Source organism: Streptomyces thermoviolaceus (assembly GCF_045209695.1).
In the GTDB taxonomy this organism is placed as follows: Bacteria; Actinomycetota; Actinomycetes; order Streptomycetales; family Streptomycetaceae; genus Streptomyces; species Streptomyces thermoviolaceus.
In genome coordinates this window covers 4,700,106-4,726,998 of sequence record NZ_CP109280.1, presented here as the reverse complement: position 1 = coordinate 4,726,998, position 26,893 = coordinate 4,700,106, and the positions used below count along the sequence as shown (strand labels likewise).

General features: G+C 73.2%; 22 protein-coding genes. 9 read left to right on the top strand and 13 right to left on the bottom strand.

Annotation, left to right across the window (positions count from 1 at the left end; all coding sequences use genetic code 11):
• Positions 1–102: 102 nt before the first annotated feature.
• Genes whiA through uvrC form a run of 4 tightly spaced genes read right to left on the bottom strand, consistent with a single transcriptional unit; the run spans position 103 to position 5,220 of the window.
• A complete protein-coding gene (gene whiA / locus OG899_RS20565; RefSeq protein WP_125497439.1) occupies positions 103–1,092 on the bottom strand; it encodes a DNA-binding protein WhiA in 990 nt (329 codons plus the stop codon).
• Positions 1,083–2,174, bottom strand: coding sequence for a uridine diphosphate-N-acetylglucosamine-binding protein YvcK (gene yvcK / locus OG899_RS20560; RefSeq protein WP_125497438.1), 1,092 nt, complete (start codon positions 2,172–2,174; stop codon positions 1,083–1,085). The genes whiA and yvcK overlap by 10 nt, the downstream gene beginning before the upstream one ends.
• On the bottom strand, positions 2,171–3,169 hold the full coding sequence (gene rapZ, locus OG899_RS20555) for an RNase adapter RapZ (RefSeq protein WP_125497437.1): 999 nt from the start codon (positions 3,167–3,169) through the stop codon (positions 2,171–2,173). The genes yvcK and rapZ overlap by 4 nt, the downstream gene beginning before the upstream one ends.
• Positions 3,166–5,220 (bottom strand): excinuclease ABC subunit UvrC, encoded by a 2,055-nt coding sequence (uvrC, locus tag OG899_RS20550; protein WP_125497436.1) that lies wholly within the window; start codon positions 5,218–5,220, stop codon positions 3,166–3,168. Before uvrC ends, rapZ begins: the two co-directional genes overlap by 4 nt.
• 479 nt (positions 5,221–5,699) lie before the next feature.
• Between uvrC and OG899_RS20545 the strand changes: the two genes are divergently transcribed.
• Positions 5,700–6,650 (top strand): hypothetical protein, encoded by a 951-nt coding sequence (locus tag OG899_RS20545; protein WP_189427564.1) that lies wholly within the window; start codon positions 5,700–5,702, stop codon positions 6,648–6,650.
• Between the two features lie 36 nt (positions 6,651–6,686).
• On the opposite strand, the gene OG899_RS20540 is transcribed toward OG899_RS20545, so the two are convergent.
• Positions 6,687–7,112 carry a Rieske (2Fe-2S) protein gene (locus OG899_RS20540; RefSeq protein WP_168131333.1) on the bottom strand — a complete coding sequence of 142 codons (426 nt, stop codon included), beginning with the start codon at positions 7,110–7,112 and terminating at the stop codon, positions 6,687–6,689.
• Between the two features lie 376 nt (positions 7,113–7,488).
• On the opposite strand from OG899_RS20540, the gene OG899_RS20535 reads away from it, so the two are divergent.
• Positions 7,489–8,538, top strand: coding sequence for a LacI family DNA-binding transcriptional regulator (locus OG899_RS20535; RefSeq protein WP_406311111.1), 1,050 nt, complete (start codon positions 7,489–7,491; stop codon positions 8,536–8,538).
• Entirely contained in the window at positions 8,535–9,446 is a 912-nt protein-coding gene (locus OG899_RS20530) for a carbohydrate kinase (protein ID WP_125497433.1), read from the top strand. Before OG899_RS20535 ends, OG899_RS20530 begins: the two co-directional genes overlap by 4 nt.
• Before the next feature lie 162 nt (positions 9,447–9,608).
• Here the strand turns inward: OG899_RS20530 and uvrA are convergent, their stop codons facing one another.
• Positions 9,609–12,617, bottom strand: a complete 3,009-nt coding sequence (gene uvrA / locus OG899_RS20525; protein WP_125497432.1) for an excinuclease ABC subunit UvrA — start codon at positions 12,615–12,617, stop codon at positions 9,609–9,611.
• A gap of 234 nt (positions 12,618–12,851) precedes the next feature.
• On the opposite strand from uvrA, the gene OG899_RS20520 reads away from it, so the two are divergent.
• Positions 12,852–13,538 (top strand): maleylpyruvate isomerase family mycothiol-dependent enzyme, encoded by a 687-nt coding sequence (locus tag OG899_RS20520; protein WP_125497431.1) that lies wholly within the window; start codon positions 12,852–12,854, stop codon positions 13,536–13,538.
• A 57-nt stretch (positions 13,539–13,595) separates the two neighbouring features.
• Positions 13,596–14,252 carry an MBL fold metallo-hydrolase gene (locus tag OG899_RS20515; protein WP_189427563.1) on the top strand — a complete coding sequence of 219 codons (657 nt, stop codon included), beginning with the start codon at positions 13,596–13,598 and terminating at the stop codon, positions 14,250–14,252.
• A gap of 76 nt (positions 14,253–14,328) precedes the next feature.
• On the opposite strand, the gene aroQ is transcribed toward OG899_RS20515, so the two are convergent.
• From aroQ to OG899_RS20490, 5 genes are all read right to left on the bottom strand, one after another.
• On the bottom strand, positions 14,329–14,802 hold the full coding sequence (gene aroQ, locus OG899_RS20510; RefSeq protein WP_125497429.1) for a type II 3-dehydroquinate dehydratase: 474 nt from the start codon (positions 14,800–14,802) through the stop codon (positions 14,329–14,331).
• A 122-nt stretch (positions 14,803–14,924) separates the two neighbouring features.
• A complete protein-coding gene (locus OG899_RS20505) occupies positions 14,925–16,022 on the bottom strand; it encodes a calcium:proton antiporter (protein ID WP_125497428.1) in 1,098 nt (365 codons plus the stop codon).
• Positions 16,023–16,191: 169 nt separating this feature from the next.
• Positions 16,192–16,770: a TerD family protein gene (locus tag OG899_RS20500; RefSeq protein WP_125497427.1), complete on the bottom strand. Its 579-nt coding sequence runs from the start codon at positions 16,768–16,770 to the stop codon at positions 16,192–16,194.
• Positions 16,771–16,942: 172 nt separating this feature from the next.
• Positions 16,943–19,105: an excinuclease ABC subunit UvrB gene (gene uvrB / locus OG899_RS20495; protein ID WP_125497426.1), complete on the bottom strand. Its 2,163-nt coding sequence runs from the start codon at positions 19,103–19,105 to the stop codon at positions 16,943–16,945.
• A 190-nt stretch (positions 19,106–19,295) separates the two neighbouring features.
• A complete protein-coding gene (locus tag OG899_RS20490) occupies positions 19,296–20,144 on the bottom strand; it encodes an MHYT domain-containing protein (RefSeq protein ID WP_168131337.1) in 849 nt (282 codons plus the stop codon).
• Between the two features lie 343 nt (positions 20,145–20,487).
• Between OG899_RS20490 and OG899_RS20485 the strand changes: the two genes are divergently transcribed.
• From OG899_RS20485 to OG899_RS20475, 3 genes are all read left to right on the top strand, one after another.
• A complete protein-coding gene (locus OG899_RS20485) occupies positions 20,488–21,393 on the top strand; it encodes a glycerophosphodiester phosphodiesterase family protein (RefSeq protein ID WP_189427562.1) in 906 nt (301 codons plus the stop codon).
• A gap of 358 nt (positions 21,394–21,751) precedes the next feature.
• Entirely contained in the window at positions 21,752–22,657 is a 906-nt protein-coding gene (locus OG899_RS20480; RefSeq protein ID WP_125499239.1) for a pseudouridine-5'-phosphate glycosidase, read from the top strand.
• Entirely contained in the window at positions 22,642–23,646 is a 1,005-nt protein-coding gene (locus tag OG899_RS20475) for a carbohydrate kinase family protein (RefSeq protein ID WP_125499240.1), read from the top strand. The genes OG899_RS20480 and OG899_RS20475 overlap by 16 nt, the downstream gene beginning before the upstream one ends.
• A gap of 26 nt (positions 23,647–23,672) precedes the next feature.
• On the opposite strand, the gene OG899_RS20470 is transcribed toward OG899_RS20475, so the two are convergent.
• Both OG899_RS20470 and OG899_RS20465 read right to left on the bottom strand, forming a co-directional pair.
• On the bottom strand, positions 23,673–24,494 hold the full coding sequence (locus OG899_RS20470) for a methyltransferase (protein ID WP_189427561.1): 822 nt from the start codon (positions 24,492–24,494) through the stop codon (positions 23,673–23,675).
• Between the two features lie 7 nt (positions 24,495–24,501).
• Positions 24,502–25,152, bottom strand: coding sequence for a uridine kinase (locus OG899_RS20465; protein WP_125499242.1), 651 nt, complete (start codon positions 25,150–25,152; stop codon positions 24,502–24,504).
• Positions 25,153–25,293: 141 nt separating this feature from the next.
• Here OG899_RS20465 and OG899_RS20460 point away from each other — a divergent pair, with 141 nt between their 5' ends.
• Positions 25,294–26,781, top strand: coding sequence for a glutamate synthase subunit beta (locus OG899_RS20460; protein WP_125499243.1), 1,488 nt, complete (start codon positions 25,294–25,296; stop codon positions 26,779–26,781).
• Positions 26,782–26,893 lie beyond the last annotated feature (112 nt).

Genomic DNA, 26,893 nt, shown 5'->3' with positions numbered 1-26,893 from the left:
GGGGCCCGGAGAAACACGCCCTGGCCTATTCCGCTCCCTCTCCGGCTCCCCCGCCCGGCGGAGAAACGGGGTCGTGTCCCGGGCCGGGCGCGGGCGCTCCGGTCAGCCGGCGAGGTTGTCCGCCAGATCCTCGGTGAGGCTGGCCTCGGTGCCCGGGATGCCGAGGTCGGCCGCGCGCTTGTCGGCCATGGCGAGCAGGCGGCGGATACGGCCGGCCACGGCGTCCTTGGTCAGCGGCGGGTCGGCGAGCGCGCCCAGCTCCTCCAGGGAGGCCTGCTTGTGCTCCATGCGCAGGCGTCCGGCGGCGGCGAGGTGCTCGGGGACGTCGTCGCCGAGGATCTCCAGCGCGCGGGCGACCCGGGCACCCGCGGCGACCGCGGCGCGGGCCGAGCGGCGCAGGTTGGCGTCGTCGAAGTTGGCCAGCCGGTTCGCGGTGGCGCGGACCTCGCGGCGCATCCGCCGCTCCTCCCAGGCCAGCACGGACTCGTGGGCGCCCAGACGGGTGAGCAGCGCGCCGATGGCGTCACCGTCGCGGACGACGACCCGGTCCACGCCGCGCACCTCGCGGGCCTTGGCGGCGATGGACAGCCGGCGGGCGGCACCGACCAGGGCGAGCGCGGCCTCCGGGCCCGGGCAGGTCACCTCCAGCGAGGAGGAGCGGCCCGGCTCGGTGAGGGAGCCGTGGGCGAGGAAGGCCCCGCGCCAGGCGGCCTCGGCGTCGCAGGTGGCCCCCGAGACCACCTGCGGCGGCAGGCCGCGGATCGGGCGGCCCCGGCCGTCGACGAGCCCGGTCTGGCGGGCCAGCTGGTCGCCGCCCGCGACCACGCGCACCACGTAGCGCGAGCCGCGGCGCAGCCCGCCCGGTGCCATCACGATCAGTTCGGAGCTGTGCCCGAAGATCTCCAGGACGTCCCGCTTCAGCCGCCGCGCGGCCATCGCGGTGTCCAGTTCCGCCTCGATCACGATGCGCCCGCTGACCAGGTGGAGGCCGCCGGCGAACCGCAGCACGGCGGAGACCTCCGCCTTTCTGCAGCAGGTCCGGGTGACGGGAAGCCGGGAGATCTCGTCCTTCACCGCTGCCGTCATCGCCATGGGCCGATCCTTCCATGCATCCGAAAAATACGGTCGTACGCGGCGGCCAGCAGCTCCGGATCGTGCCGAGGGGTTCCGTCCCTGCGGGCCACCGGGGCCAGCTCGACCGCGGCCCCGAACCGCTTGGCCGCCTCGGTGAGCACGTCGCGGTCAGGCACGGCGGCCTCGTCGGCCAGCACCACGTCCAGGGCGAGTTTAGGGGCGTGTCGTCCCAAAACCTCCAAATGACGCTGCGGTGAGAAGCCTTCGGTTTCGCCGGGCTGCGGGGCGAGGTTCAGCGACAGAACCCGGCGCGCTTTGGTGGTGATCAGGGCGTGAAGCAGCTCGGGCACCAGCAGGTGCGGGATGACCGAGGAGAACCAGGACCCGGGGCCCAGCACCACCCAGTCCGCGTCCAGCACGGCCTCGACGGCCTCGGGCACGGCGGGCGGGTCGGGCGGCACCAGGTGCACGGACTGCACCTCGCCCGGGGTGAGCGCGACCGTGGCCTGGCCGCGCACGGTGTCCACCTCGTCGGGCCGCTCGGGGTCGTGCCCCTTGACCAGGGCCTGCAGCTCCAGCGGCACGGCGGACATGGGCAGCACGCGTCCGTGCGCGCCGAGCAGCTTGCCGACCAGGTCCAGGGCCTGCACATGGTCGCCGAGCTGCTCCCACAGGGCGACGATCAGCAGGTTGCCGACCGCGTGGTCGTGCAGCTCGCCCCGCGAGGTGAAGCGGTGCTGGATCACCCGGGCCCAGGTCTGGCCCCAGTCGTCGTCGCCGCACAGCGCGGCCAGCGCCTTGCGCAGGTCGCCGGGGGGCAGCACCCCCAGCTCGTCGCGCAGGCGCCCGCTGGAGCCGCCGTCGTCGGCGACGGTGACGACGGCGGTGAGATCCCCGGTGATGCGGCGCAGCGCGGCCAGCGACGCGGACAGGCCCCTGCCGCCGCCGAGCGCGACCACCTTGGGCTGGGCGCCCCGGCGGCGCGGCCGGCCGCCGCGGCCCTCGGGGCGGCCGGCACGTGCATCGGGTGCCGGGCGGCCGGCCCGCGACTCGGGGATCACCCGGCGCAGCCGGCCCAGCCGTGACGTACGTCCGCTCACTCGCGCCCCATGTCCCGGTGGACGACGACGGTCTCCACGCCCTCGGCAGAGAGCCGGGAGGCGAGCTTCTCGGCCATGGCGACCGAGCGGTGCTTGCCGCCGGTGCAGCCGACGGCGACGGTCACGTACCGCTTGCCCTCGCGGCGGTAGCCGGCCGCGATCAGCCGGAGCAGCTCGGTGTAGCGGTCGAGGAACTCCTTGGCGCCGGGCCGGCTGAAGACGTACTCGGCGACCTCCGCGTTCAGGCCGGTGTGGGGCCGCAGCTCGGGGACCCAGTGCGGGTTGGGCAGGAACCGCATGTCGACGACCAGGTCGGCGTCGACCGGCAGGCCGTACTTGAAGCCGAAGGACATCACCGTGGCCCGCAGCTCGGGCTCCTCCTCGCCGGCGAACTGGGCGTCCATCTTGGCGCGCAGCTCGTGCACGTTGAGGCTGGAGGTGTCGATGACGAGGTCGGCGTCGCCGCGCAGCTCGCGCAGCAGCTCCCGTTCGGCGGCGATGCCGTCGACGATGCGGCCGTCGCCCTGGAGCGGGTGCGGGCGGCGCACCGACTCGAAGCGGCGCACCAGGGCCTCGTCGGAGGACTCCAGGAAGACCACCCGCCGGGTGACGTTCTTCGCCTCCAGGTCCGCCAGGGACTCGCGCAGATTGTCGAAGAAGCGGCGGCCGCGGACGTCGACGACGACCGCGATGCGCGCCACGTTGCCCTGCGAGCGGGCGCCCAGCTCCACCATGGTGGGGATCAGGGCGGGCGGCAGGTTGTCGACCACGAACCAGCCGAGGTCCTCCAGACACTTGGCCGCCGTGGACCGGCCGGCCCCCGACATGCCGGAGATGATCACCAGCTCGGGGATGGCGGCGTCGGGGACGCCGGCCAGGTCGATGCCCTGACTCACCTGTGCTCCGTCTTTCCGGACCGTGCGCTGCCGCAGGTCCTCGCGTGTGCCGTCGCGGGTCCGGTCCTCTCCGGTCGCGGGCTGCTCGTGCTCGGTCATCTCTCCTGCCCCCGTCGTTGCTGTGGGGCTCCCGTGGTGACGGGCTCCCCTGCGGTGCCCTCCGTCGGTCCGGGTACCGCCTCGTCCACGTCTTCCATGATCTCTCCAGTTGCCGTGTTCACGGCGGGTGCGGCCGGGGCCGTCCGGGCGAGGGCCACGGCGATCGCCTCGGCCGTCTTGCGGCCTATGCCGGGTACCTCGCAGATCTGGTCGATTGTGGCGGACCGGAGCTTCTTCACCGAGCCGAAATGCTTGATCAGCGCCCGCTTGCGTGTCTCGCCGAGGCCGGGCACGCCGTCCAGGGGGCCGACGCGCAGCCGTTTGGTCCGCTTGGTGCGCTGGTAGGTGATGGCGAAGCGGTGGGCCTCGTCGCGGACGCGCTGCAGCAGATACAGCCCCTCGCTGGTGCGCGGCAGGACCACCGGGTCGTCCTCGCCGGGCAGCCAGACCTCCTCCAGGCGCTTGGCCAGGCCGCACACGGCGATGTCGTCGATGCCCAGCTCGTCCAGGGCCCGCTGCGCGGCGGCGACCTGCGGCTGCCCGCCGTCGACGACGATGAGCTGGGGCGGGTAGGCGAACTTGCGGGGACGGCCGTCCTCGTCCTTGAGCCCCGTCTCCCCCGCCTCGTCGTCCCCCCACTCGCCGGTGCGCTCCTTCTCGGCGAGGTAGCGGCGGAAGCGCCGGGTGATGACCTCGTGCATGGAGCGGACGTCGTCCTGGCCCTCGAAGCCCTTGATCTGGAAGCGCCGGTACTCGCTCTTGCGCTGCAACCCGTCCTCGAAGACGACCATGGAGGCGACCACGTCCTCGCCCTGCAGATGGGAGATGTCGTAGCACTCGATGCGCAGCGGGGCGCTGTCGAGGCCGAGGGCGTCGGCGATCTCCTCCAGGGCGCGCGAGCGGGTGGTCAGGTCGGAGGCGCGCTTGGTCTTGTGCAGGGCGAGCGCCTGCTGGGCGTTGCGCTCGACCGTCTCCATCAGGGCCTTCTTGTCGCCCCGCTGCGGCACCCGCAGGGACACGCCGGCGCCGCGGCGTTCGGTGAGCCACTGCTGCACGGGCTCGACCGGGTCGGGCAGGGCCGGGACGAGCACCTCCTTGGGCACACCGTCCCCGCTCTCCTCGCCGTACAGCTGCTGCAGGGCGTGTTCGACGAGGGCGCCGGTGGTGACGTCCTCCACCTTGTCGGTCACCCAGCCGCGCTGGCCGCGCACGCGTCCGCCGCGCACATGGAAGATCTGCACGGCGGCCTCCAGCTCGTCCTCGGCCACGGCGACCAGGTCGGCGTCGGTGGCGTCGGCGAGCACGACCGCGTTCTTCTCCATGGCCTTCTTCAGGGCGCCGATGTCGTCGCGCAGGCGGGCGGCCCGCTCGTACTCCATGGCCTCGGCGGCCTCGGTCATCCGCCGCTCCAGGCGCCGCAGATAGGTGCCGGTGCGGCCGGCCATGAAGTCGCAGAACTCCTCGGCCAGCTCCCGGTGGTCCTCGGGAGAGATCCGGCCGACGCAGGGCGCGGAGCACTTGCCGATGTAGCCGAGCAGGCACGGGCGGCCGGTGCGGGCGGCGTTCTTGAAGACGCCGGCCGAGCAGGTGCGCACCGGGAAGACGCGCAGCAGCAGGTCCACGGTGTCGCGGATGGCCCAGGCGTGGGCATACGGGCCGAAGTAGCGCACGCCCTTCTTCTTGTGCCCGCGCATGACCTGCACCCGCGGGAACTCCTCGCTCATCGTCACCGCGAGGTACGGATAGCTCTTGTCGTCGCGGTACTTGACGTTGAACCGGGGGTCGTACTCCTTGATCCAGGAGTACTCCAGCTGCAGAGCCTCCACCTCCGTGGACACCACGGTCCACTCCACGGACGCGGCGGTGGTGACCATGGTGCGGGTGCGCGGGTGGAGGTTCGCCAGGTCCTGGAAGTAGTTCGCCAGGCGCTGGCGCAGGCTCTTCGCCTTCCCGACGTAGATCACCCGGCGGTGCTCGTCGCGGAACTTGTAGACCCCGGGAGAGTCCGGGATGTCTCCCGGCTTGGGGCGGTAGCTGGAGGGGTCGGCCATGCTCACACCCTACTGGCGGTCACTGACACCGGGGCGGGCCTGTGGACGACGCCGCGAGGCGCCCGCGGACGGCGCCGGGGAGGGCCTGTGGACGGCGCCCGGGAGCGGACTGCGGACGGAGCCGGGAAGGGCCTCGGACAACGCCCGGAAGGGCAGGTGCGCGACGCCCGTGCGGGGCGCGCCGGCACTCCGGGCAGCGCCTGCCGACCTCGCGCCGGGCGCCGTCCGGGCCGGGACGCTCGGCCTCCCGGGGCCGGCGGGCCGGGGCGGATCGTGAACCCCGGGTCGGCGCGGCTCGGGGCGGACCGCCGGGGTGCCGGGGTGCCGGACCGGTCACGGGTGCGCCACGGGTGCGTCCGGGGTGTTGTGGGGCCGCGGCGGGCGCGCTATCAATGCCCGCGACGCCTGGGCCGTGGGACGACGGGCCCCGTGCGTCCGTTTCCGTCCGGCCGCCGCACCCACCGTCGAAAGGCCCGCGCATGCAGGACGCCCCACAGCAGCCGGCAGGCGCCCGCACGGAGCTGGACACGGCCCTGCGGAGCGGCCCGTTCCATGTGGCGCTGCGCGCCGCGATCGCCGCCCGGGGACTGCCGCTGCAGCGTGTGCAGCACCATCTCGCCCGCCGCGGTGTCCGGGTCGGCGTGACCAGTCTGAGCTACTGGCAGCAAGGCGCCCGGCGTCCGCGGCGCCCCGAGTCGCTGCGCGCCGTGCGGGCCCTGGAGGAGATCCTGCGCCTGCCCGAGGAGTCACTGATCCGGCTGCTGGCCGAGAACGCGGCCGGGGACCCGGACGGCCGGCACACCGCCGCGCGCTCGTACCGCTCGCTGCTCACGGCCTCCGCGGTGCTGCACGAGGTACTGGCCGGGCTGGGCGTGCCGGACGACGGCGGAGTGCAGACGCTCGGACACCACGAACGGGTGCGGATCGGGCCGTCGGGCACCCTCGCCGGCACCGAGTCGCAGCACATCGTGCGGGCCCGGCGCGACGGAGTGGACCGCTTCGTGGCCGTGCACCACGGCGACTTGGGATGCGCCCCGGAGCGCATGGCCGTGCGGGCGCTGGAGAACTGCCGTACCGGGCGGGTGCACCGGCACCACGCCGCCGGACTGCTCATCACCGAGCTGCTCTTCGACCGCAGCCTGCGGGCCGGCGAGTCGTACCTGTTCCGCTACGGCGTCGAGGACGGCACGGCCGGTGTGACACACGAGTACGCGAGGATGTTCACCTCGGCGGGCGGGCAGTACAGCCTGCTGGTGCGCTTCGACACCGCCTCGCTCCCCGTGCGCTGCCACCGCTTCGCCCAGCCCTCGGCCGCCGCGCCGCGCGACGCACGGCAGGAGCTGCCGGTGAGCGAACGGCACCGCTCGGTCCACCTCGTCGAACCGCGGGTGCGGCCGGGGATCGTGGGGATCGGCTGGGACTGGGAGTAGGCCGTGCCCGCCGGGGGCCTCGGTCGGGCGGCCCGGTCAGGCCTCGGGCCCGGCGACGATCTTGCCGCCCTCGGCCCGCACCGGGACCTGCTCCAGCGGCACGGTGGCCGGGGACTGCATCACCTTGCCGGTGGTGGCGTCGAACCGGCTGCCGTGGCAGGGGCAGACCAGGGTCGTGCCCTCCAGCTTGTTGATCGGGCATCCGGCGTGCGTGCAGATGGTGCTGAACGCCTTCAGGGTGCCGTCCGCGCCCCGGCTGACGACCACGTTGTGGTCGCGGAACAGCTTGGCGCCCCCTTCGGCCACCGCGCTCTCCGGGCCGAGGTCGACGGGGGCCGTCGGGGTCGCGGGGGCCGAGGTGCCGCCGTCCGGGCCGCAGGCGGCCAGCCCGAGCCCGGCGACGGGCGTGAGGGCCGCGCCTCGGATGATCGTACGGCGGCTCGCGGAGGGACGGCCGGACATGTGGAACTCCCCCTGGTCGAGGTCTGTGCAGGGCGACGATACCGACCCCGTCTCCGCCGTCCGGGGGCGGGGTTCGCCCGGGCGGGGCGGGGCAGGCGGGGACGGGCCGGGGCACCGGAGCCTGTGGGTCCGGGGTCGCCGTGGCTGCGGGTCCGAGACGGCCGTGGCCACGAGTCCGGCCGCCGTGGCTGCGGGTCCGGGGTCGCACCGCCGGCGGTGCCGGCCGCCGCAGCGGGATGCGGTGAGCCGCTCGCCGGGGCGGATCGCGGCAGCCGTACGCTGGGGACGTAAGCGTTTACGCGAACGTTTACGCGCGGCGATGCGATGGGATACGGTCCCCGCCGCAGACAGGCAGCCCACGGGGAGGACGGACGCGATGCCCACGATGGCCGACGTCGCACGGAGCGCGGGCGTCTCCGTGGCGACCGTCTCGCACGTGCTCAACGGCACCCGGCCCGTGCTGCCGCACACCCGTCAGGCGGTCCTGGACGCCGTCGAACAGCTCGGTTACACGCCCAACGGCCTCGCCCGCTCCCTGGTGACCTCGCGCACCCGGTCCATCGGGCTGGCGGTGTCGGCGATCAGCAACCCGTACTTCACCGAGATCCTGCACGGGGTCGAGTCCTGTGCCCTGAAGCACGGCTACAGCCTGCTGCTGGCCGATCCGCACGACGATCCGGAGCACGAGCGGACGGTGGTCCAACTGCTGCACGAGCGGCGCGTGGACGGGGTGATCATCGCTCCCTCCGCGCAGCCGGACGCCCTGGTGGCGTATCTGACGCGGCACCGGCTGCCGGCCGTGTTCCTGGACCGGCTCCTGCCCGCGGGCGCCGGCGGGCAGGACGGGTTGCCGGCCTTCGACCAGATCTGCGCCGACGGCACGGAGCCCACGGCCCGGCTGGTCGGCCATCTCGCCGGTCTCGGGCACCGCAGGATCGGGCTGGTGGCCGGGCTGCCCGGCTGGAGCACGACCGCCGAGCGCCTGGACGGTTACCGGCAGGGCCTGGCCGCCGCCGGACTGCCCTGGGACGAGCGGCTCGTGGTCCACGGCGACTCCTCCGCCGCCGGTGCCGAGCGCGCCACCGAGGAGCTGCTCTCGCGCGCCGCGCCGCCGACGGCACTGATCACCGCGAACAACGCGATGACCATCGGCGCGCTGCGCGCCCTGCGCGAGCGCGGTCTGTCCGTCCCGGCGGACATGGCGCTGTGCTGCTTCGACGACTTCGACTGGGCCGAGCTGTTCACCCCGCGACTGACCGCGATCGCCCAGCCGGGCCGGGAGCTGGGCGCCGGGGCGGTGCGGCTGCTGCTGGACCGTCTCGACGCGCCGGACCGGCCGGCCCGGACCGTGCGCCTGCCCTGCTCCTTCGTCCACCGCACGTCCTGCGGCTGTCCCACGCCGCCCGAGAAAGGAACCGACTCGTGATCGTCGTCGCCGGAGAGGCCCTGATCGACCTGGTACCGCGCGGCCCGGGCCCGCTCGCGGACCTGAGGCCGGCGCTCGGCGGCGGCCCGTACAACACGGCCGTCGCGCTCGGCCGCCTGGGCTCCCCCACGGCCTTCTGCTCCCGCACGTCCGAGGACGCCTTCGGGCAGGCCCTGCTGGACGGGCTGAGGCAGGCGGGTGTCGACGTCTCCGCCGTGCAGCGCGGCCCGGAGCCGACCACGCTGGCCGTGGCGTCGGTCGGGGACGACGGCTCGGCGGCGTACTCCTTCTACGTCGAGGGCACCGCCGACCGGCTGTTCACCGCGCCCGCCGAGCTGCCCGCGGGGACCCGCGCGGTGTCCTTCGGCACCTGTTCGCTGGTGCTGGAGCCGGGTGCGAGCGCCTATGAGGAGCTGATGCGCCGGGCGGCCGCGCAGGGGCTGTTCACCGCGCTGGACCCGAACATCCGGCCCGGGCTGATCCCGGACGCGGACGCCTACCGGGCCCGTTTCCGCGGCTGGCTGCCGTCGGTGACGCTGCTGAAGCTGTCCGAGGAGGACGCCCGGTGGCTGGGCGGCACGCCCGCCGAGTGGCTGGCCGCGGGGCCGTCGGCCGTCGTGATCACCCATGGGGGCGACGGGCTGACGGCGTACACCCGCAGCGGCGCGGAGCACTCCGTGCCGGGCGAGAAGGTCGACGTCGTGGACACGATCGGCGCCGGGGACACCGTGAACGCGGCTCTGCTGCACGGTCTGGCGGCGCAGGACGCGCTGTCCCCCGGGGCACTGGCGGCGCTGGACGCGGACGGCTGGCAGCGGCTGCTGCGGTTCGCGGCCCGTGCGGCGGCGGTCACCTGTTCCCGTGCGGGCGCCCAGCCGCCGTACGCGGCGGAGGTCGGCGAGCCGTAAGGCGCCGAGCCGCTTCTCGTCACGGAGCCGGATGGGGGCCGGATGGGGGGCGGCGCCCCGGCGCGGGTCCGGCCCTCGCCCGCGCCGTGGCACCGTACGCGCCGGCCCTCGGCTCCCGTCCGTGGTCTCCACGGGGGCCGAGGGCCGTTCCGGCGCGGCGGGTCAGGCCTTGCGGGCGCGCGGGATCTTCTTCGCGGGCTCGCTCTTCTTGCTCGCCGTGTTGTTCGCCCGGGTGCGGGCGGATGTGGTCCGGCGGGCGGCGGTCGCCGCCACCGCCTTGCGGGTGGTGGCCTTGCGCGGCGCCCCGACCGGCTCGGCGTCGCTGATCCGGTCCGCGCCGAGGATCTCCCGCAGGAACTTGCCGGTGTGGCTGGCCGGGACGCCGGCGACCTGCTCGGGGGTGCCCTCGGCGACGACCAGACCGCCGCCGGCGCCGCCCTCCGGGCCCATGTCGATGATCCAGTCCGCGGTCTTGATCACGTCGAGGTTGTGCTCGATGACGATGACCGTGTTGCCCTTGTCGACCAGGCCGTTCAGCACCTTGAGCAGCTTGCTGATGTCCTCGAAGTGCAGTCCGGTGGTCGGCTCGTCGAGCACGTAGACGGTGCGGCCGGTGGAGCGGCGCTGCAGCTCGCTGGCGAGCTTGACGCGCTGGGCCTCGCCGCCGGACAGGGTGGTCGCCGACTGGCCGAGCCGGACGTAGCCGAGGCCGACGTCCTTGAGGGTCTTCAGGTGCCGGGAGATGGCCGGCACCGCCTCGAAGAACTCCGTGGCCTCGTCGATCGGCATGTTCAGCACATCGGCGATGGACTTGCCCTTGTAGTGCACCTCCAGGGTCTCCCGGTTGTACCGGGCGCCGTGGCAGACCTCGCACGGCACGTAGACGTCCGGGAGGAAGTTCATCTCGATCTTGATGGTGCCGTCACCGGCGCAGTTCTCGCAGCGGCCGCCCTTGACGTTGAAGGAGAAGCGTCCGGGCAGGTAGCCGCGGACCTTGGCCTCGGTGGTCTCGGCGAACAGCTTGCGGATGTGGTCGAAGACGCCGGTGTACGTCGCCGGGTTGGACCGCGGGGTGCGGCCGATGGGCGACTGGTCGACGTGCACCACCTTGTCGACGAGGTCGTCGCCCTCGACGCGGGTGTGCCGTCCGGGGATGGTGCGGGCGCCGTTCAGCTCGCGCGCGAGGTGGGTGTACAGGATGTCGTTGACCAGCGTCGACTTGCCGGAGCCGGAGACACCGGTGACCGCGGTGAACACACCCAGCGGGAAGGAGACGTCGATGTCCTTGAGGTTGTTCTCGCGGGCGCCGTGCACGATCAGCTGCCGGGCGGGGTCGCGCGGGCGGCGTACCTCGGGCACCGGGATGGACTTGCGGCCGGAGAGGTACTGGCCGGTCTGCGACTCGGTGTTGGCGAGCAGCTCCTTCAGGGAGCCGCTGTGCACGACCTTGCCGCCGTGCTCGCCCGCGCCGGGGCCGATGTCGACGATCCAGTCGGCGGTCTTGATGGTGTCCTCGTCGTGCTCGACGACGATGAGCGTGTTGCCCATGTCGCGCAGCCGGACCAGGGTCTCGATCAGCCGGTGGTTGTCCCGCTGGTGCAGGCCGATGGACGGCTCGTCCAACACGTACAGCACGCCGACCAGGCCGGAGCCGATCTGGGTGGCGAGGCGGATGCGCTGGGCCTCGCCGCCGGAGAGGGTGCCGGCGGCGCGGTTGAGCGAGAGGTAGTCCAGGCCGACGTCGACCAGGAACCGCAGGCGCTCGTTGACCTCCTTCAGGACCCGCTCGGCGATCTTCTTCTCGCGGCCGTCGAGCTGGAGCCCGCGCAGGAACTCGGCGCAGTCGCTGATCGACATCGCGGAGATCTCCGCGATGGACTTGCCCATGATCGTCACCGAGAGGACGACCGGCTTGAGGCGGGTGCCCTCGCAGGCGGGGCAGGGCACCTCGCGCATGTAGCCCTCGAAGCGCTCCCGGCTGGCGTCGCTCTCGGCCTCGCTGTGCCGGCGCTTGACGAAGTTCACGGCGCCTTCGAAGGCCGCCATGTAGACCCGCTCGCGCCCGTAGCGGTTGCGGTAGCGGATCTCGATCTGCGTCTTGTGACCGTGCAGCAGGGCCTTCTTGGCGCGCTGGGGCAGCCCGGCGAACGGGATGTCGGTGCGGAAGCCGAGCGCGTCGGCCAGCGCGTGGATCTGCCGGTCGAAGTAGTCCTTGGTGTGACCGTGCGACCAGGGGTGGATGGCGCCCTCGTCGAGGGTCTTCTCCACGTCCGGGACGATCAGCTCCGGGTCCACCTCCATCCGGGTGCCGATGCCGGTGCACTCGGGGCAGGCGCCGAAGGGCGAGTTGAAGGAGAAGGAGCGGGGCTCCAGCTCCTCGAAGGACAGGTCGTCGTACGGGCAGTACAGGTGCTCGGAGTACATCCGCTCGCGCTCGGGGTCGTCCTCGGGGAGGTCGACGAAGTCGAGCACGACCATGCCGCCGGACAGGCCGAGGGCGGTCTCCACGGAGTCGGTCAGGCGGCGCTTGGCGGACTCCTTCACGGTGAGGCGGTCCACGACCACCTCGATGGTGTGCTTCTCCTGCTTCTTCAGCTTGGGCGGGTCGGAGAGGTGGATCGTCCCGCCGTCCACGCGGGCCCGGGAGTAGCCCTTGGCCTGCAGGTCGGCGAAGAGGTCGACGAACTCGCCCTTGCGCTCGCGCACCAGCGGCGAGAGCACCTGGAAGCGGCTGCCCTCCGGCAGCTGAAGGACCTTGTCGACGATGGCCTGCGGCGACTGGCGGGAGATCGGGCGGCCGCACTCGGGGCAGTGCGGCTTGCCGATGCGCGCGAAGAGCAGGCGCAGGTAGTCGTAGACCTCGGTGATCGTGCCGACGGTCGAGCGGGGGTTGCGCGAGGTCGACTTCTGGTCGATGGAGACCGCCGGGGACAGGCCCTCGATGAAGTCGACGTCCGGCTTGTCCATCTGGCCGAGGAACTGCCGGGCGTACGAGGAGAGCGACTCCACGTAGCGCCGCTGGCCCTCGGCGAAGATCGTGTCGAACGCCAGGGAGGACTTGCCCGATCCGGACAGGCCCGTGAAGACGATGAGCGAGTCCCGGGGCAGGTCGAGCGAGACGTTCTTCAGGTTGTGCTCGCGCGCGCCACGGACGATGAGACGGTCGGCCACGCCGGTCCGCACCTTTCTTGAGAGAAGTGACAGGGGCGGGGCCCCCGTGCTTCTTCAGACTAGGGGGAGCCACTGACAACGCCGGGTGGGTTGCCCGGAGGCACCCGGATACACAACAACTCCCGGCTCTCCAGCATGCCCGACGTCGCCCCCGACCTTATAGCACGTGTATTCGATTTACGGCCGCAGCCGGTTCCCTTCACCCGAAGGAGTGGCGGGGCTAGGGTCGGGCGCATGATGGATCACGCTCGTGACCTGGCGTCTGTACAGCACGCCACCGACCGGCTGCTCGACGCGGTCGCCGCCCTGGACAACGCGGCTGTGACCAACCAGTCACGGCTGCCGGGCTGGAGCCGGGGTCATGTCCTGGCCCACCTGGCCCGCAACGCCGACGCTCTGGTGAACGTGTTGCAGGGCCGTCCGATGTATGCGTCCGCCGAGGCCCGCGCGGCCGACATCGAGCGCGACGCCCCCCGCGGCCTTGCGGCGCACCTCGCCGACCTGCGCGAGAGCGCGGCCCGCTTCCAGAAGGCGGCGGCCGGGATCGAGGACTGGTCGCGCACCGTGCAGCTGCGCAACGGGGTCACCGACTCCGCCGCCCGGGTGCCGTTCCGGCGCTGGGTGGAGGTGGAGCTGCACCATGTGGACCTCGGCATCGGATACGAGCTGGAGGACCTGCCGGCCGAGTTCACCGAGCGGGAGATCGGCTTCCTCGCCGAGCGCTTCACGGGTCACCCGGACGTCCCCCCGGTCCGGCTGACGGACGGCACCCGCACGTGGGACACGGGACGGGAGGCGGCCGAGCCGGACCTGACCGTCACGGGAAGCCGGCCGGACCTGCTCGGCTGGCTCGCCGGGCGCCGCGACGGAGCGGCACTCACGGTGACCGGCGGCCCGCTCCCGGCGCTCCCCCCGCTGTAGCCCGCGCCCGGCCCGCGGGACGTCCGCCGGGCCGGGACCGGCGATAGGCTGACGGCCATGACGTACACCGGAGAGGTGAGGGTCGGCGGCCCGGCGGACGTGCACGAACTCAAGGACCTGATGATCACCAAGATCGCGGTGGGTCCGATGGACAACAACGCCTATCTGCTGCGCTGCCGGGCCACGGACGAGCAGCTGCTGATCGACGCAGCCAACGACGCTCACACCCTGCTCGGGATGATCGGCGACGACGGCATCGCCTCGGTGGTCACCACCCACCGGCACGCCGACCACTGGCAGGCGCTGGCCGAGGTGGTCGAGGCGACGGGCGCACGCACCTACGCGGGCCGCGAGGACGCCGAGGGGATCCCCGTGCCCACGGACGTCCCGGTCGACGACGGCGACACCATCCGGGTGGGGCAGGTGGAGCTGACCGCGCGCCATCTGGTCGGCCACACGCCGGGGTCGATCGCCCTGATCTACGACGACCCGCACGGGCACCCGCACGTGTTCACCGGGGACTGCCTGTTCCCGGGCGGGGTGGGGAACACCTTCGACGATCCGCAGGCCTTCGCGCGGCTGATCCACGACGTCGAGACGAAGATCTTCGACGTGCTGCCGGACGAGACCTGGGTCTACCCGGGACACGGCAACGACACCACGCTGGGCGCGGAGCGCCCGCACCTGCCGGAGTGGCACGCGCGCGGGTGGTGAGTCACGGGCGGGGGCGCCGTCCACGCGGCCGGAGCGCCGCACGACGGCCGGTGACGCGCGCCCCCGGACGACGTGCCTAGGCCTCCGTGCTGACCGCTCCGGCCAGTGCCGCCACCCGTTCCACCGCGAAGACGTAGCCCTGGGTCCCGCATCCGGCGATGACGCCGTCGGCGCGCAGGGACACGTAGGAGTGGTGCCGGAAGGACTCGCGCCGGTGGATGTTGGAGAGGTGCACCTCCACCACGGGCAGGCCGTCGCAGGCGTTGAGGGCGTCCAGGATGGCGACGGAGGTGTGCGAGTAGGCGCCCGGGTTGATGACGATCCCGCAGTGGTGCAGCCGGGCCTCGTGGATCCAGTCGATCAGCTCGCCCTCGTGGTTGGACTGCCGGAGGTCCACGGTACGGCCGTGCGCGGCGGCCGCCTTGGCGCAGAGGGTCTCGATGTCCGCGAGGGTCTCGGACCCGTAGATCTCCGGCTGCCGCTGCCCGAGCAGGTTCAGGTTGGGGCCATTGAGGATCATGATCGGCGCGTTGGCGGGGGTGCGGGGCACGGGTTCCTCCGGGTGCGTGGCGTGGACGGCCGTCCGCCGGTCGGCGGCTGGTACTCGTCTATCACGGCTCCCCGCCGGCCCTGGCACGGCGGGGAGCCGCCCCGGAACGCCCGCCGGCGCGCTCAGGGGTTGATCGCCAGTTCCAGGTACGCCGCGAAGATCACCAGGTGGACGCCGCCCTGGAGCGGAGTGGCCCTTCCCGGTGCCACGGTCAGCGAGGCGACGACCACCGTGAGCAGGAGCAGCAGCATGTGGGCGGGGCCCAGGCCGAGCACCAGCGGCCCGGACAGCCACACGGAGGCCAGGGCGACGGCGGGAATGGTCAGGCCGATGCTGGCCATCGCCGAGCCGAGGGCCAGGTTGAGGCTGGTCTGCACCCGGTCGCGCCGGGCCGCGCGCAGGGCGGCGATGGTCTCGGGCAGCAGCACCAGCATGGCGATGATCACGCCGACGACCGCGTGGTGCAGGCCGGCGGCCTGCACCCCGGTCTCGATGGCCGGTGAGACGCCCTTGGCGATGCCGATCACGCCGACCAGGGCCAGCAGCAGCAGCGCCAGGCTGATCCAGGCGGTGCGGGCGGACGGCCGTTGCGCATGGGCCTCGAAGGTGATCACCTCTCCCTGCCGGGTGACCGGCAGGAAGTAGTCGCGGTGCCGCACGGTCTGGGTGGTGACGAAGAGGCCGTAGAGGATCAGCGAGGACAGCGCGGCGAAGGTGAGCTGGACACCGGAGAACTGCGCGCCCGGCTCGCTGGTGGTGAACGCCGGCAGGACCAGGCTCAAGGTGGCCAGGGTCGCCACCGTGGCGAGCGCCGCGCCGGTGCCCTCGGCGTTGAAGACGGCGGTGCGGTGCCGCAGCGACGCCACCAGCAAGGACATGCCGAGCACGCCGTTGCAGGTGATCATCACGGCGGCGAACACGGTGTCGCGGGCCAGGGTCGCGCTCTTGGCGCCGCCGTCCAGCATCAGCGTGACGATGAGGGCCACCTCGATCACGGTGACGGCGACCGCGAGGACCAGGGAACCGAAGGGTTCACCGACCCGGTGGGCCACCACCTCGGCGTGGTGGACCGCGGCCAGGACCGCCGCGGCCAGCACCCCGCAGAGCACCACGACCACCACGGTGGGCAGGCTGCGGCCCCAGGTCAGGGCCAGCAGGACCACCGCGAGCACCGGCACGGCGGTCGTCCGCGCACGGGTGAGCGCTCGCCGCGTGATCATGTAAGGATCGTCCCGCATCCGGCGCGGGTTCGCATTCCGGCCGGGCGGCGCGGGCGGCGTCCGTGCCTCCGATGGTGCGACGGGACCGCGCCGGTGACGGGGCGTGCGCCGGTGCTCATGGCGAGCCGTGCCGGCCGGTGCTCCCGGCGGCCGTGCCGCGACCGCCGTTCTACAGCAGCGGGGCGATGGCCGGCATGAGGTCCTTGAACGTACGGCCCTGGGAGGGAACGCCGAGGGCGGTCATCGTCCAGCCGTTCCCGGCCCGGTGCACCTTCGCCATGATCTGCGCGGTGTAGTCGCCGCCGCCGTCCAGGGTGTAGCGGGCGAGTTCCTGCCCGGTGGTGTCGTCGACGAGACGGCAGAACGCGTTCTGCACCTGCTGGAAGGTCTGGCCGGTGAAGGAGTTCACGGTGAAGACGATCTGGTCGATGTGGGACGGGACGCGCCGCAGGTCGACGAGGATCGCCTCGTCGTCGGTGCCCTGCCCGGCACCGCCGACCAGGTTGTCCCCGGTGTGGCGCACCGATCCGTCGTCGCTGACCAGGTGGCGGAAGAAGACCACGTCGACGGGCTGGTCGCCGGCGAAGAGGATGGCGGAGGCGTCCAGGTCGATCTCCCGGGTGCGGGTGCCGAACAGTCCGCGGCGCGGCGCCGCCTTCCAGCCGAGCCCCATGCGCACCGCGGTCAGGCTGCCTCCGTCGTTCTTCTGCAGGCTGATGGCCTGGCCCTTGGTCAGGTTGACGGACACGGCTGCTTCCCCTCTCCGACGGCTTTCCTTGGTGCCGCGCAGAACGCGGTCGACCCGCACCTTACGCACCGCAAGCGGCGGTGCCGACGGGCGGGCCGCTGTTTGTGGCGGTCTTGCAACACAGCGCGCACGGCGGTGCCCGGTCCACCGGGCCGGGCACCGTCCCACGAGGTCAGGCCAGCCCCGCCTCCCGCATCTGGCGCAGCTCCTTCTTCATCTCGGCGACCTCGTCGCGCAGCCGGGCCGCCACCTCGAACTGCAGCTCGGCCGCGGCGGCACGCATCCGCTCCGTCATCTCCTCGATCTGCTCGGCGAGCTGCGCCGCGGGACGGTCGGTGGGCGTGGTCTCCTTCGCCTTGCCCTTGCCGGGCTTTCCGGCCTTGGTCGCCTTGGCGGCCGCCTTGCCCTCCGGCCGGCCGCCGAGCGCGGGCACGGCGGTCTTGCCGCTGCGGCCGTCCTTGCTCTTGCGGTAGCCGGTGCCGAGCAGCTGCTCGGTGTCGACCTCCTCGCGGGCGATCTGCGCGACGATGTCGTTGATCTTCTTGCGCAGCGGCTGCGGGTCGATGCCGTGGGCCTTGTTGTAGGCGATCTGCTTGGCCCGGCGGCGGTTGGTCTCCTCGATGGCCTTCTCCATCGCCGGGGTGATCTTGTCGGCGTACATGTGGACCTGGCCGGAGACGTTGCGTGCCGCGCGGCCGATGGTCTGGATGAGCGAGGTGCCCGAGCGCAGGAAGCCCTCCTTGTCGGCGTCCAGGATCGCCACCAGGGACACCTCCGGCAGGTCCAGTCCCTCGCGCAGCAGGTTGATGCCGACCAGGACGTCGAACTCGCCGGAGCGCAGCTCGCGCAGCAGCTCGACCCGGCGCAGCGTGTCGACGTCGCTGTGCAGATAGCGGACCTGGATGCCGAGCTCCACGAAGTAGTCGGTGAGGTCCTCGGCCATCTTCTTGGTGAGCGTGGTGACCAGGACGCGTTCGTCCTTCTCCACGCGCTTGCGGATCTCGTGCACCAGGTCGTCGATCTGTCCCTCGGTGGGCTTGACGACGACCTCGGGGTCGACCAGGCCGGTGGGCCGGATGATCTGCTCGACCTGGCCGTCGGAGCGCGACAGCTCGTAGGGGCCGGGGGTGGCCGACAGGTAGACCGTCTGGCCGATGCGCTCCTGGAACTCCTCCCACTTCAGCGGGCGGTTGTCCAGGGCGGACGGCAGCCGGAAGCCGTGCTCGACCAGGGTGCGCTTGCGGGAGGCGTCGCCCTCGTACATCGCGCCGATCTGGGGCACGGTGACGTGCGACTCGTCGATGACGAGCAGGAAGTCCTCGGGGAAGTAGTCGAGCAGGGTGTTGGGCGGGGTGCCGGGCTCACGGCCGTCGAAGTGCATCGAGTAGTTCTCCACCCCGGAGCAGGTGCCGATCTGGCGGAGCATCTCGATGTCGTAGGTGGTGCGCATGCGCAGCCGCTGGGCCTCCAGCAGCTTGCCCTGCTTCTCCAGCTCGGCCAGGCGCTCCTTGAGCTCCTCCTCGATGCCGCGGATGGCCCGCTCCATGCGCTCGGGGCCGGCGATGTAGTGCGAGGCGGGGAAGACGTACAGCTGCTGCTCGTCGCTGATGATCTCGCCGGTGAGCGGGTGCAGCGTGGACAGCGCCTCGATCTCGTCCCCGAACATCTCGATGCGGACGGCGAGCTCCTCGTAGACCGGGAAGATCTCGATGGTGTCGCCGCGCACCCGGAAGGTGCCCCGGGTGAAGGACATGTCGTTGCGGGTGTACTGGATGTCCACGAAGCGGCGCAGCAGCTCGTCACGGTCGATCTCGTCGCCGACGCGGAGCGGGACCATGCGGTCCACGTACTCCTGCGGGGTGCCCAGGCCGTAGATGCAGGAGACGGAGGCGACCACGACGACGTCGCGGCGGGTGAGCAGCGAGTTGGTCGCGGAGTGGCGCAGCCGTTCGACCTCCTCGTTGATCGAGGAGTCCTTCTCGATGTAGGTGTCCGACTGCGGGACGTAGGCCTCGGGCTGGTAGTAGTCGTAGTACGAGACGAAGTACTCGACGGCGTTGTGGGGAAGCAGCTCGCGGAACTCGTTGGCCAGCTGCGCGGCCAGCGTCTTGTTCGGCGCCATCACGAGGGTGGGGCGCTGCAGCTTCTCGATCATCCACGCGGTGGTGGCGGACTTGCCGGTGCCGGTGGCGCCGAGCAGCACCACGTCCTTCTCGCCCGCCTGGATGCGCCGGGCGAGTTCCTCGATGGCCTGCGGCTGGTCGCCGCTGGGCCGGTAGGGGCTGACGACCTGGAAGGGCGCCACCGTGCGTTCGATGTGGGAAACGGGCCGCATGTCATCCACCGTACGACCCACCACTGACAACGGGGGCCGGCCGGGACGCGGGGAGAACGGAGGGGCGGACCTGCTCCGGGCTGCCAGGGACCTGCTCAGTGCTGCTGGGGGGTGTGCGGGCGGCGGGCGGCGGGCGGGTCGGGGTGGACGGCGGAAGGGGCGGACCTGCTCCGGGCGGCCAGGGACCTGCTCAGTGCTGCTGGGGGGTGTGCGGGCGGCGGGCGGCGGGCGGGTCGGGGTGGACGGCGGAAGGAGCGGGGAGCCGGGGCGCCGGCACGCCGGGTCTGCGGTCCACGGGGGTCCACCCGCCTCTGCCCTTGATCGTCAGCGGGTCGAGCAGCACCACGACACCCGCCAGCAGCAGGAGGGCGAGCGGGCCGATCAGCAGGGGTGCGAGCAGGGCGGCCGGTGACTTCCCGGACGCCGCGATCGCACCGTGCACATGCACGCTGACGGCGCCCATGCCCGCATAGTGCATACCGCCGGCCGCGACACCCATCACCAGGCTCGCGCCGATGCTCCGCAGCGGCCGTCCGGCCGTGCCGGCCACCCACAGCGCGGCGGTCGCCGCGGCCATGGCGACGAGGACGGAGGCGGCGACGGTGAGGGTGTTGTACTCGAACGCGCCGTCGAAGTGTATGCCGGCCATGCCCAGGTAGTGCATCGAGGCGATCCCGAGTCCCGTGATCGTGCCCCCGGTGAACAGGGCGGAGCCGGTCGCTCCGCGGTAGCCGACGATGAAGATCCCCACCCCGACCATGACGACGGCCAGGAGCAGGCTCGCGTACGTGGTCGGCCGGTCGTAGCGGATCGGGGCGCCGTCGATGGTGAAGCCCATCATCCCGACGACGTGCATCGTCCAGGTGCCGGAGACGATGGCCGCCGCGCCGAGGGCGAGCCAGCCGGGACGCCGGCTGCCGGGCACGCACAGAGCGCGTGCGGTGCAGCGCAGCCCGAGGGCCCCGCCGAGGCAGGCCATGAGATAGCCCACCAGCGGGGTGACGAGCCCGTAGCCGAAATCGTCGACCGTGCCGTGCATGCGCGGCTGCCCTTCCGCCCTGCGGCTGCCCTGCGGCTGCCCTTCCACCCTGATGAGTTCCGCGACGTGATGCCGTCGCCCCCGCTGACCGGCCGTTCCCCCACGAGCCCGGCTGACGCAGAGAGTACGACGTCCACCGAACAGGTCGAACGAGTTTCCGACAAAGAACCATGACGTGTCGCTGATGTGCGGCACCGGTGAGCGGACGCGCGCCTCACCACCCGACTCACCCTCACGTGTACTCCACATCATCACTCTGCGCTGCCATGGTGGTGCCATGCGTCATCGCTCCGTGACGCCGGACATCCCGTCCCACACCGAGCCTGAAGACCGAGGAGCCCGTATGCACGTCCGCGCCGTGGCTGCCGCCGTCACCGCTCTGCTGGCAGCGACGCTGCTGTCCCCCGCCGGGCAGGCCCGGGCAGCCGCGGCCCCGCAGCAGCCGCCCGGGCCTGCCGCCGGGGCCGTGCAACGGCCGGTCGTGGTCGCTCACCGGGGCGCCAGCGCCTACGCCCCGGAGAACACCCTGCCCGCCGTCGACAAGGCGGCCGCGCTCGGCATCGGCTGGGTGGAGAACGACGTGCAGCGCACCAAGGACGGCGAACTGGTCGTCCTGCACGACGACACCCTGGTGCGCACGACCGACGCCGAACAGGTCTTCCCGGACCGGGCGCCGTGGCGGGTGCGGGACTTCACCGCCGCCGAGATCGCACGGCTGGACGCGGGCAGCTGGTTCTCCCCCGCCTTCGCCGGCACCCGCGTGCCGACGCTGCGGCAGTACCTGCGCCGGGCCGAGCGGGACGGCACGCGGCTGCTGCTGGAGGTGAAGAACCCCGAGCTGTACCCGGGCATCGAGCGGCAGATCCTCGACGTGCTGGACAGCGAGGGCTGGCTCGACCGCCGCCATCTGGCAGGCCGGCTGATCGTGCAGAGCTTCAGTGCCGACAGCGTGCGCACGGTGCACGCCCTGCGGCCCGCGGTCGAGACGGCGTTCCTGGGCAGCCCGGCCGCGGCGGACCTGCCCCGGTACGCGGCCTTCGCGGACGCGGTCAATCCCCAGGCCGGCAGCCTGTCCGCGGCGTACGTCGCCGCCGTCCACGCGCTGACCGGCCCGCACGGCAGGCCGCTGAAGGTGTTCACCTGGACGGTCGACAACCCCTCCGTGGCACGCACTGCGGCCGGGTACGGCGTGGACGGCATCATCTCCAACAAGCCGGACGTGGTCAGCGAAGCCCTCGACACCGCCTGACCCGCCTCGACCGGTTCTTGACCGGACGCCGACCGCTTCCAGACCGGTCCCTGACCGGTCGACTGCCCGTCTTCCCGGCTTCGCTCGTCCGCCCACCGCTCGCACCGGCTTCGTCGGCTTCTCCGCTCACCTGCCTCCCGCAGGCCGCGACGCCGCGGCCGCGGCCCTCCCGCGGTCTCCGGCGCGCGGCGCGTGCGCCCTGCGTGCACCTCGCGTGCGGAGCGGACGCATCCGCATGCGACCCCTGTGCGGACGGGCGCGCCCTGCGAGCACCGGGGCGCCGGTCCGCCGGGGTTTGCGCCCTGCCGTGGTCCGCCAGGGATGAGACGTCAGGCGCGAGAAGACGGGAGGCAGGCACGTGCTGGTGGTGTCCGACGAGGTACGGGAGGCGCTGGCCGGGCGCCGCCCCGTGGTGGCCCTGGAGTCCACGATCATCGCGCACGGGCTGCCGCGACCGCACAATCTGCGGGTGGCGGAGGAACTGGAGGAGGCGGTCCGGCAGGAGGGCGCCGTACCGGCGACCATCGCGGTCCTGGACGGCCGGCCGCACATCGGCCTCGGCGAGGAGCAGCTGGAGCGGGTCGCGGGCGAGGACGGCTTCCGCAAACTGGGCCACCGCGACCTGCCGCCCGCGGTGGCCGCCAAGGCGAGCGGGGCCACGACGGTGTCGGCCACGGCGCTGCTGGCGTCCCTGGCGGGCATCCGGGTCTTCGCGACGGGGGGACTGGGCGGGGTGCACCGCGAGTGGACGCAGACCCAGGACGAGTCCGCCGACCTGGGGCTGCTGGCCCGCACCCGGATCACGGTGGTGTGCTCGGGTGTGAAGTCCATCCTCGACGTGCCGGCCACCCTGCAGCGCCTGGAGACGCTGGGGGTGACGGTGGCCGGTTACGGCACGGACCGCTTCCCGGGCTTCTACCTGACCGACTCGGGCCATCCGGTGGACTGGACGCTGACCACCCCCGAGGAGGTGGCCGAGGTGATGCGGGCGCAGAACGCGCTGCGCCTGCCGGAGTCGGCGCTGATCGTCGCCCACCCCGTGCCGCCGGAGGAACAGCTGGATCCCGGGCTGCACGCCCGCGTGCTGGCCGAGGCGCTCGACGCGTGCGCGGCGCAGGGCGTGACGGGGCAGGCGGTCACCCCGTTCCTGCTCGACCACCTGGTGCGGCACACGGACGGCGCCGCGCTGCGCGCCAACGTGGCGGCCGTCCGCGGCAACGTACGGCTCGCGGCCCGCATCGCGACGGCATGGACCCGGAGGTGACGGCACACCCGGCGCGTCCGGCGGCCCCGTCCGCCGCTCCGCCCGGCCCGCACGCCACCGGCGCGGACGGTGCGGCGGGCCGGGCGTTGCTGGTGGTCGGGGACGTGGTGACGGACGTCGTCGCGCTGCACCACGGCCCGCCCGCGCCCGGCACCGACTCGACCGCGGCGATCCGGGTGGTGCCCGGAGGCGCCGGGGCCAATGCGGCCTGCTGGGCGGCCCACCGGGGGTGTGGGGAGGTGCGGCTGCTGGCCCGGGTGGGCGCGGACACGGCGTCCTGGCACGAGCGAGAACTGCTCGCCTCGGGGGTGCGGCCCCGGCTGGTGCGGGATGCGGGGGTGCCGACCGGGACGGTGGTCTGCCTGGTCGACGCGGCGGCCGCCGGTGAGCGCACGTTCCTCACCGACAGCGGGGCCTCGGTGCGGCTGGGGCCCGAGGACTTCGGCCAGGAGCTGCTGGACGGCGTGGGCCGCCTGCATCTGTCGGGGTATCTGCTCTTCTCCGCGCCGGGACGGGCGCTGGTGACCGTGGCCGTGGCCTCGGCCCGGGCCCGCGGCATCCCCGTCAGCCTGGACCCGGCGTCCGCGGGGTTCCTCTCCGCGCTGGGGGTGCGGCGGTTCCGGGAGCTGACGGAGGGGATGGAGGTGCTGCTGCCCAGCGATGCGGAGGCCTGCCTGCTGACGGGGCTGTCCGATCCGGCCCGCGCGGCGGCCCGGCTGAGCCGGCACGTTCCGCTGGTGGTGGTCACCCTGGGCGGCGACGGGGCGCTGGTGGCCCGCGACGGCGCCGTGGAGGCGCGGGTGCCCGCGGTGCCGACGGTGGTCAGGGACACGACGGGCGCCGGTGACGCCTTCGCCGGGGCGTTCCTGGCCGCGCTGCTGGCGGGTGCCGGTGCCCGCGAGGCGGCGGAGGAGGGCTGCCGGGCGGGCGCGCTGGCGGTGAGCCGGGTGGGTGCCCGGCCGCCGCACGGCGCCGCCCAGGGGGCGTAGGGCGGGGCGCCGGGGCCCGGAGGGTGCTACGGCTTGTATCCCCAGGCGGAGATCATCGGCGCCGTGGCCAGGTCCATGGTGCCGGAGGCCACATGGGCCAGATGGCGGTCGGTCTCCTCGTCCGTCGCCAGGCCCGCCGCGACGAGCCGGCCGCGGATCTGCCGGACCGTGGCCGACTCCAGGGCGGCGCAGGCCGGCGAGGCGACGGGGAAGTAGGCGTCGGCCTCGACACGTTGCAGGCCGGCGGCGCGCAGCAGCCCCGGCAGTCTGCGTCCGTACGCCAGGTCGGCCCCGCGGTCGGCGAGCAGCCGGCGGAAGCCGCGCCGCAGACGGTTGGCCAGTTCCTCCGCCGGGCCGCGTTCGTCGGGGCAGAGCAGGGGCTGCAGTGCCGGGTCGGCGTCCTCCAGCAGCAGCCGTCCCCCGGGCCGCAGTGCGGCGATCATGGACCGCAGCGCCCGGTCCCGGTCGGGCACGTGCACCAGGACCAGCCGGGCGTGCACGAGGTCGAAACCCTCCCCCGGGGGTTCCTCGGCGCCCACGTCGTGCACCCGTACCCGTACCGGCGGGCGGTCCGCGGCGGCGACCAGCGAGGTGTCGATGTCGGTCGCCAGGACCTCGCCGGCGGGGCCGACCCGGTCGGCCAGCCAGGAGACGACGGAGGTGCCGCCGGCGCCGACCTCCCAGCAGCGCCAGCCGGGTCCCACGCCGAGGGCCTCCAGGTGCCGGAACGTCGTGGGGTCGAACAGCTGGGCGAAGGCGTCGAACCGTTCGCCCGCCTCGTCCTGGCGGTTGTCGAGCAGATATCCGTCGCCGTGCGTCCGGTGCCCGTCCTCGGTGCTCTGGGTCATCCCCCGATCATCGCTCACGAGCGGTCGTGCCGTTCCACGCCGGGTGCCGCGGGTCGTCGGCGCGCACCAGCACGTCCGCGGTGCCGGCCGGGTCGGTCTCCGCCTCGTACCGTTCGAAGGCCGGCAGCGTCCACCGGTCCGCCTCCGGGGTGCGGCGGCGCAGCGCGCCCGGGGAGAGGGCGATGTGGACGGTGAGGTCGAAGGGGAACCAGTGCCGCAGCAGGAGCGGGCCGTGCAGCAGCAGCACTCCCCCGGGCGGCAGCGGGACCCGCTCGCTGCGGGTCGACCGGTCGGTGACCGCATCGCGCAGGTCGGGCAGGACCCGGCCGTCGCCGCCGGGTTCCACCGGGCCGAACACCTCCCGCCACAGGGCCCCGGTGTCCAGCCAGCTGTCGTAGTAGGAATCGACGTCTCGGTGGCCGTGCTCCAGGCGGAGGGAGGCCGGTCGCAGGAAGTCCTCGGCGGCGACGACCAGCGCAGGGCGTCCCCGGACCCGCAGGGCCTCGCCGATCAACCCGGCCAGATCGCCCGTGCGGGCGGCGGGAGCGCCGTCGACGGCGACGCGCGGCCGGGATCCGCCGTCGTCCGGTCGCAGGTCGAGCAGCCGGTCGGCCAGAAGGTCCGCGAGCCGTTCCCAGGTGATCGCTTCGAGTCGCACACGGCCATGATGCGCCAGGCCCGCGGGCGGCCCGCGGGCCGGGACCGCCCGCGGTCGCAGGTCCTGCGGGGCCGGGCGGGGCGTCGTATCGTGGGCCCGAGGAGCGTCGTCCGGGGACGCACGCAGATGAGGGAGACGGCGATGGCCGATCCCAAGGGGTTCATGTCCACGCCGCGGCAGGAATGGCCGCGGCGGCCGGTGGACGAGCGCGTACGGGACTGGAACGAGGTGTACGTCCCGGGGGCGCTGCTGCCGATCATCAGCAAGCAGGCGGACCGCTGCATGGACTGCGGGATCCCGTTCTGCCACCACGCCTGCCCGCTGGGCAATCTGATCCCCGAGTGGAACGGGCTGGTGGCCCGCCAGGACTGGCGGGCGGCGAGCGACCGGCTGCACGCGACGAACAACTTTCCCGAGTTCACGGGTCGGTTGTGCCCGGCACCGTGCGAGGCGGGCTGCGTCCTGGCCATCAACCAGCCGGCCGTCACCATCAAGAACGTCGAGTGCGCCATCGCCGACCGCGCATGGGAGGACGGCTACGTGGAGCTGTGCCCGCCCGAGCGGCTGTCGGACCGCACCGTCGCCGTGATCGGCTCGGGGCCGACCGGGCTCGCCGCCGCCCAGCAGCTGACCCGCGCCGGTCACACGGTGGTGGTGTACGAGCGCGACGACCGGCTCGGCGGCCTGATGCGGTACGGCATCCCCGACTTCAAGATGGAGAAGCACCATCTGGACCGGCGGCTGGAGCAGATGGAGGCCGAGGGCACCCGGTTCCGCGCCGCCACGGTGGTGGGGCGGGACATCGGAGCGGACGAGCTGCGGGCACGCTACGACGCCGTGGTGATCGCCACGGGGGCCACCGCATGGCGCGAACTCGACGTGCCGGGACGGGACCTGGCCGGGGTGCACCAGGCGATGGAGTATCTGCCGCCCGCGAACCGGGTCTGCGCGGGGGATCTGAAGGTCTCCCCGCTGTCCGCGGCGGGGCGGCACGTGGTCATCGTGGGCGGCGGGGACACGGGCGCCGACTGTCTGGGAACGGCGGTGCGGGAGGGCGCCGCGTCGGTCACCCAGCTGGACATCTACACCATGCCCGGCACGGAGCGCGACGAGGAGACCGAGCCGTGGCCGACCTATCCGAAGATCTACCGGCTGTCGGCCGCGCACGAGGAGGCGGCCACGCTGCGGACCGCACCGGCCGCGGACGCCGACGCACGGCTGTTCGCGGCGTCCACACTGCGCCTCACCGGGGACGACAGCGGGCATGTGCGCGGACTGCACCTGGTCGAGGTGGACGCGCAGCGGCGCCCGCTGCCGGGCACCGAACGGACCCTGCCGGCCGATCTGGTGCTGCTCGCGCTGGGGTTCTCGGGGCCGGACCGGAGCGACGGGCTGATCGACCAGCTGGGGATCGAGCTGACACCGCGCGGCACCATCGCCCGCGACGCCCACTTCGCCACGAACGTCCCCGGGGTGTTCGCGGCCGGGGACGCCGCCCGCGGGCAGTCGCTGATCGTGTGGGCGATCGCGGAGGGACGGGCGGTGGCCGCGGCGGTGGACCGGTACCTCATGGGCGGCTCGGAACTGCCGGCACCGATCGGGCCGTACGACCAGCCGATGAAAGTCTGAGGAGCCCTACGACCGGCCGGTGAGGGGGGTGAGGGCCGGCCGCCCGTGAGCGGCGGGGCGGCCGTGCGTACCCCGAGCGGGTCGCACCCCGGAGCGGGTCCCGTGGCGTGCG

Excerpts from the sequence above, each read along its gene's own strand:
- whiA (WP_125497439.1), bottom strand. The coding sequence starts at position 1,092 with ATGGCGATGACGGCAGCGGTGAAGGACGAGATCTCCCGGCTTCCCGTC.
- rapZ (WP_125497437.1), bottom strand. The coding sequence starts at position 3,169 with ATGACCGAGCACGAGCAGCCCGCGACCGGAGAGGACCGGACCCGCGAC.
- uvrC (WP_125497436.1), bottom strand. The coding sequence starts at position 5,220 with ATGGCCGACCCCTCCAGCTACCGCCCCAAGCCGGGAGACATCCCGGAC.
- OG899_RS20545 (WP_189427564.1), top strand. The coding sequence starts at position 5,700 with ATGCAGGACGCCCCACAGCAGCCGGCAGGCGCCCGCACGGAGCTGGAC.
- OG899_RS20540 (WP_168131333.1), bottom strand. The coding sequence starts at position 7,112 with ATGTCCGGCCGTCCCTCCGCGAGCCGCCGTACGATCATCCGAGGCGCG.
- OG899_RS20535 (WP_406311111.1), top strand. The coding sequence starts at position 7,489 with ATGCCCACGATGGCCGACGTCGCACGGAGCGCGGGCGTCTCCGTGGCG.
- OG899_RS20520 (WP_125497431.1), top strand. The coding sequence starts at position 12,852 with ATGATGGATCACGCTCGTGACCTGGCGTCTGTACAGCACGCCACCGAC.
- OG899_RS20515 (WP_189427563.1), top strand. The coding sequence starts at position 13,596 with ATGACGTACACCGGAGAGGTGAGGGTCGGCGGCCCGGCGGACGTGCAC.
- OG899_RS20505 (WP_125497428.1), bottom strand. The coding sequence starts at position 16,022 with ATGATCACGCGGCGAGCGCTCACCCGTGCGCGGACGACCGCCGTGCCG.
- uvrB (WP_125497426.1), bottom strand. The coding sequence starts at position 19,105 with ATGCGGCCCGTTTCCCACATCGAACGCACGGTGGCGCCCTTCCAGGTC.
- OG899_RS20490 (WP_168131337.1), bottom strand. The coding sequence starts at position 20,144 with ATGCACGGCACGGTCGACGATTTCGGCTACGGGCTCGTCACCCCGCTG.
- OG899_RS20485 (WP_189427562.1), top strand. The coding sequence starts at position 20,488 with ATGCACGTCCGCGCCGTGGCTGCCGCCGTCACCGCTCTGCTGGCAGCG.
- OG899_RS20475 (WP_125499240.1), top strand. The coding sequence starts at position 22,642 with ATGGACCCGGAGGTGACGGCACACCCGGCGCGTCCGGCGGCCCCGTCC.
- OG899_RS20470 (WP_189427561.1), bottom strand. The coding sequence starts at position 24,494 with ATGACCCAGAGCACCGAGGACGGGCACCGGACGCACGGCGACGGATAT.
- OG899_RS20460 (WP_125499243.1), top strand. The coding sequence starts at position 25,294 with ATGGCCGATCCCAAGGGGTTCATGTCCACGCCGCGGCAGGAATGGCCG.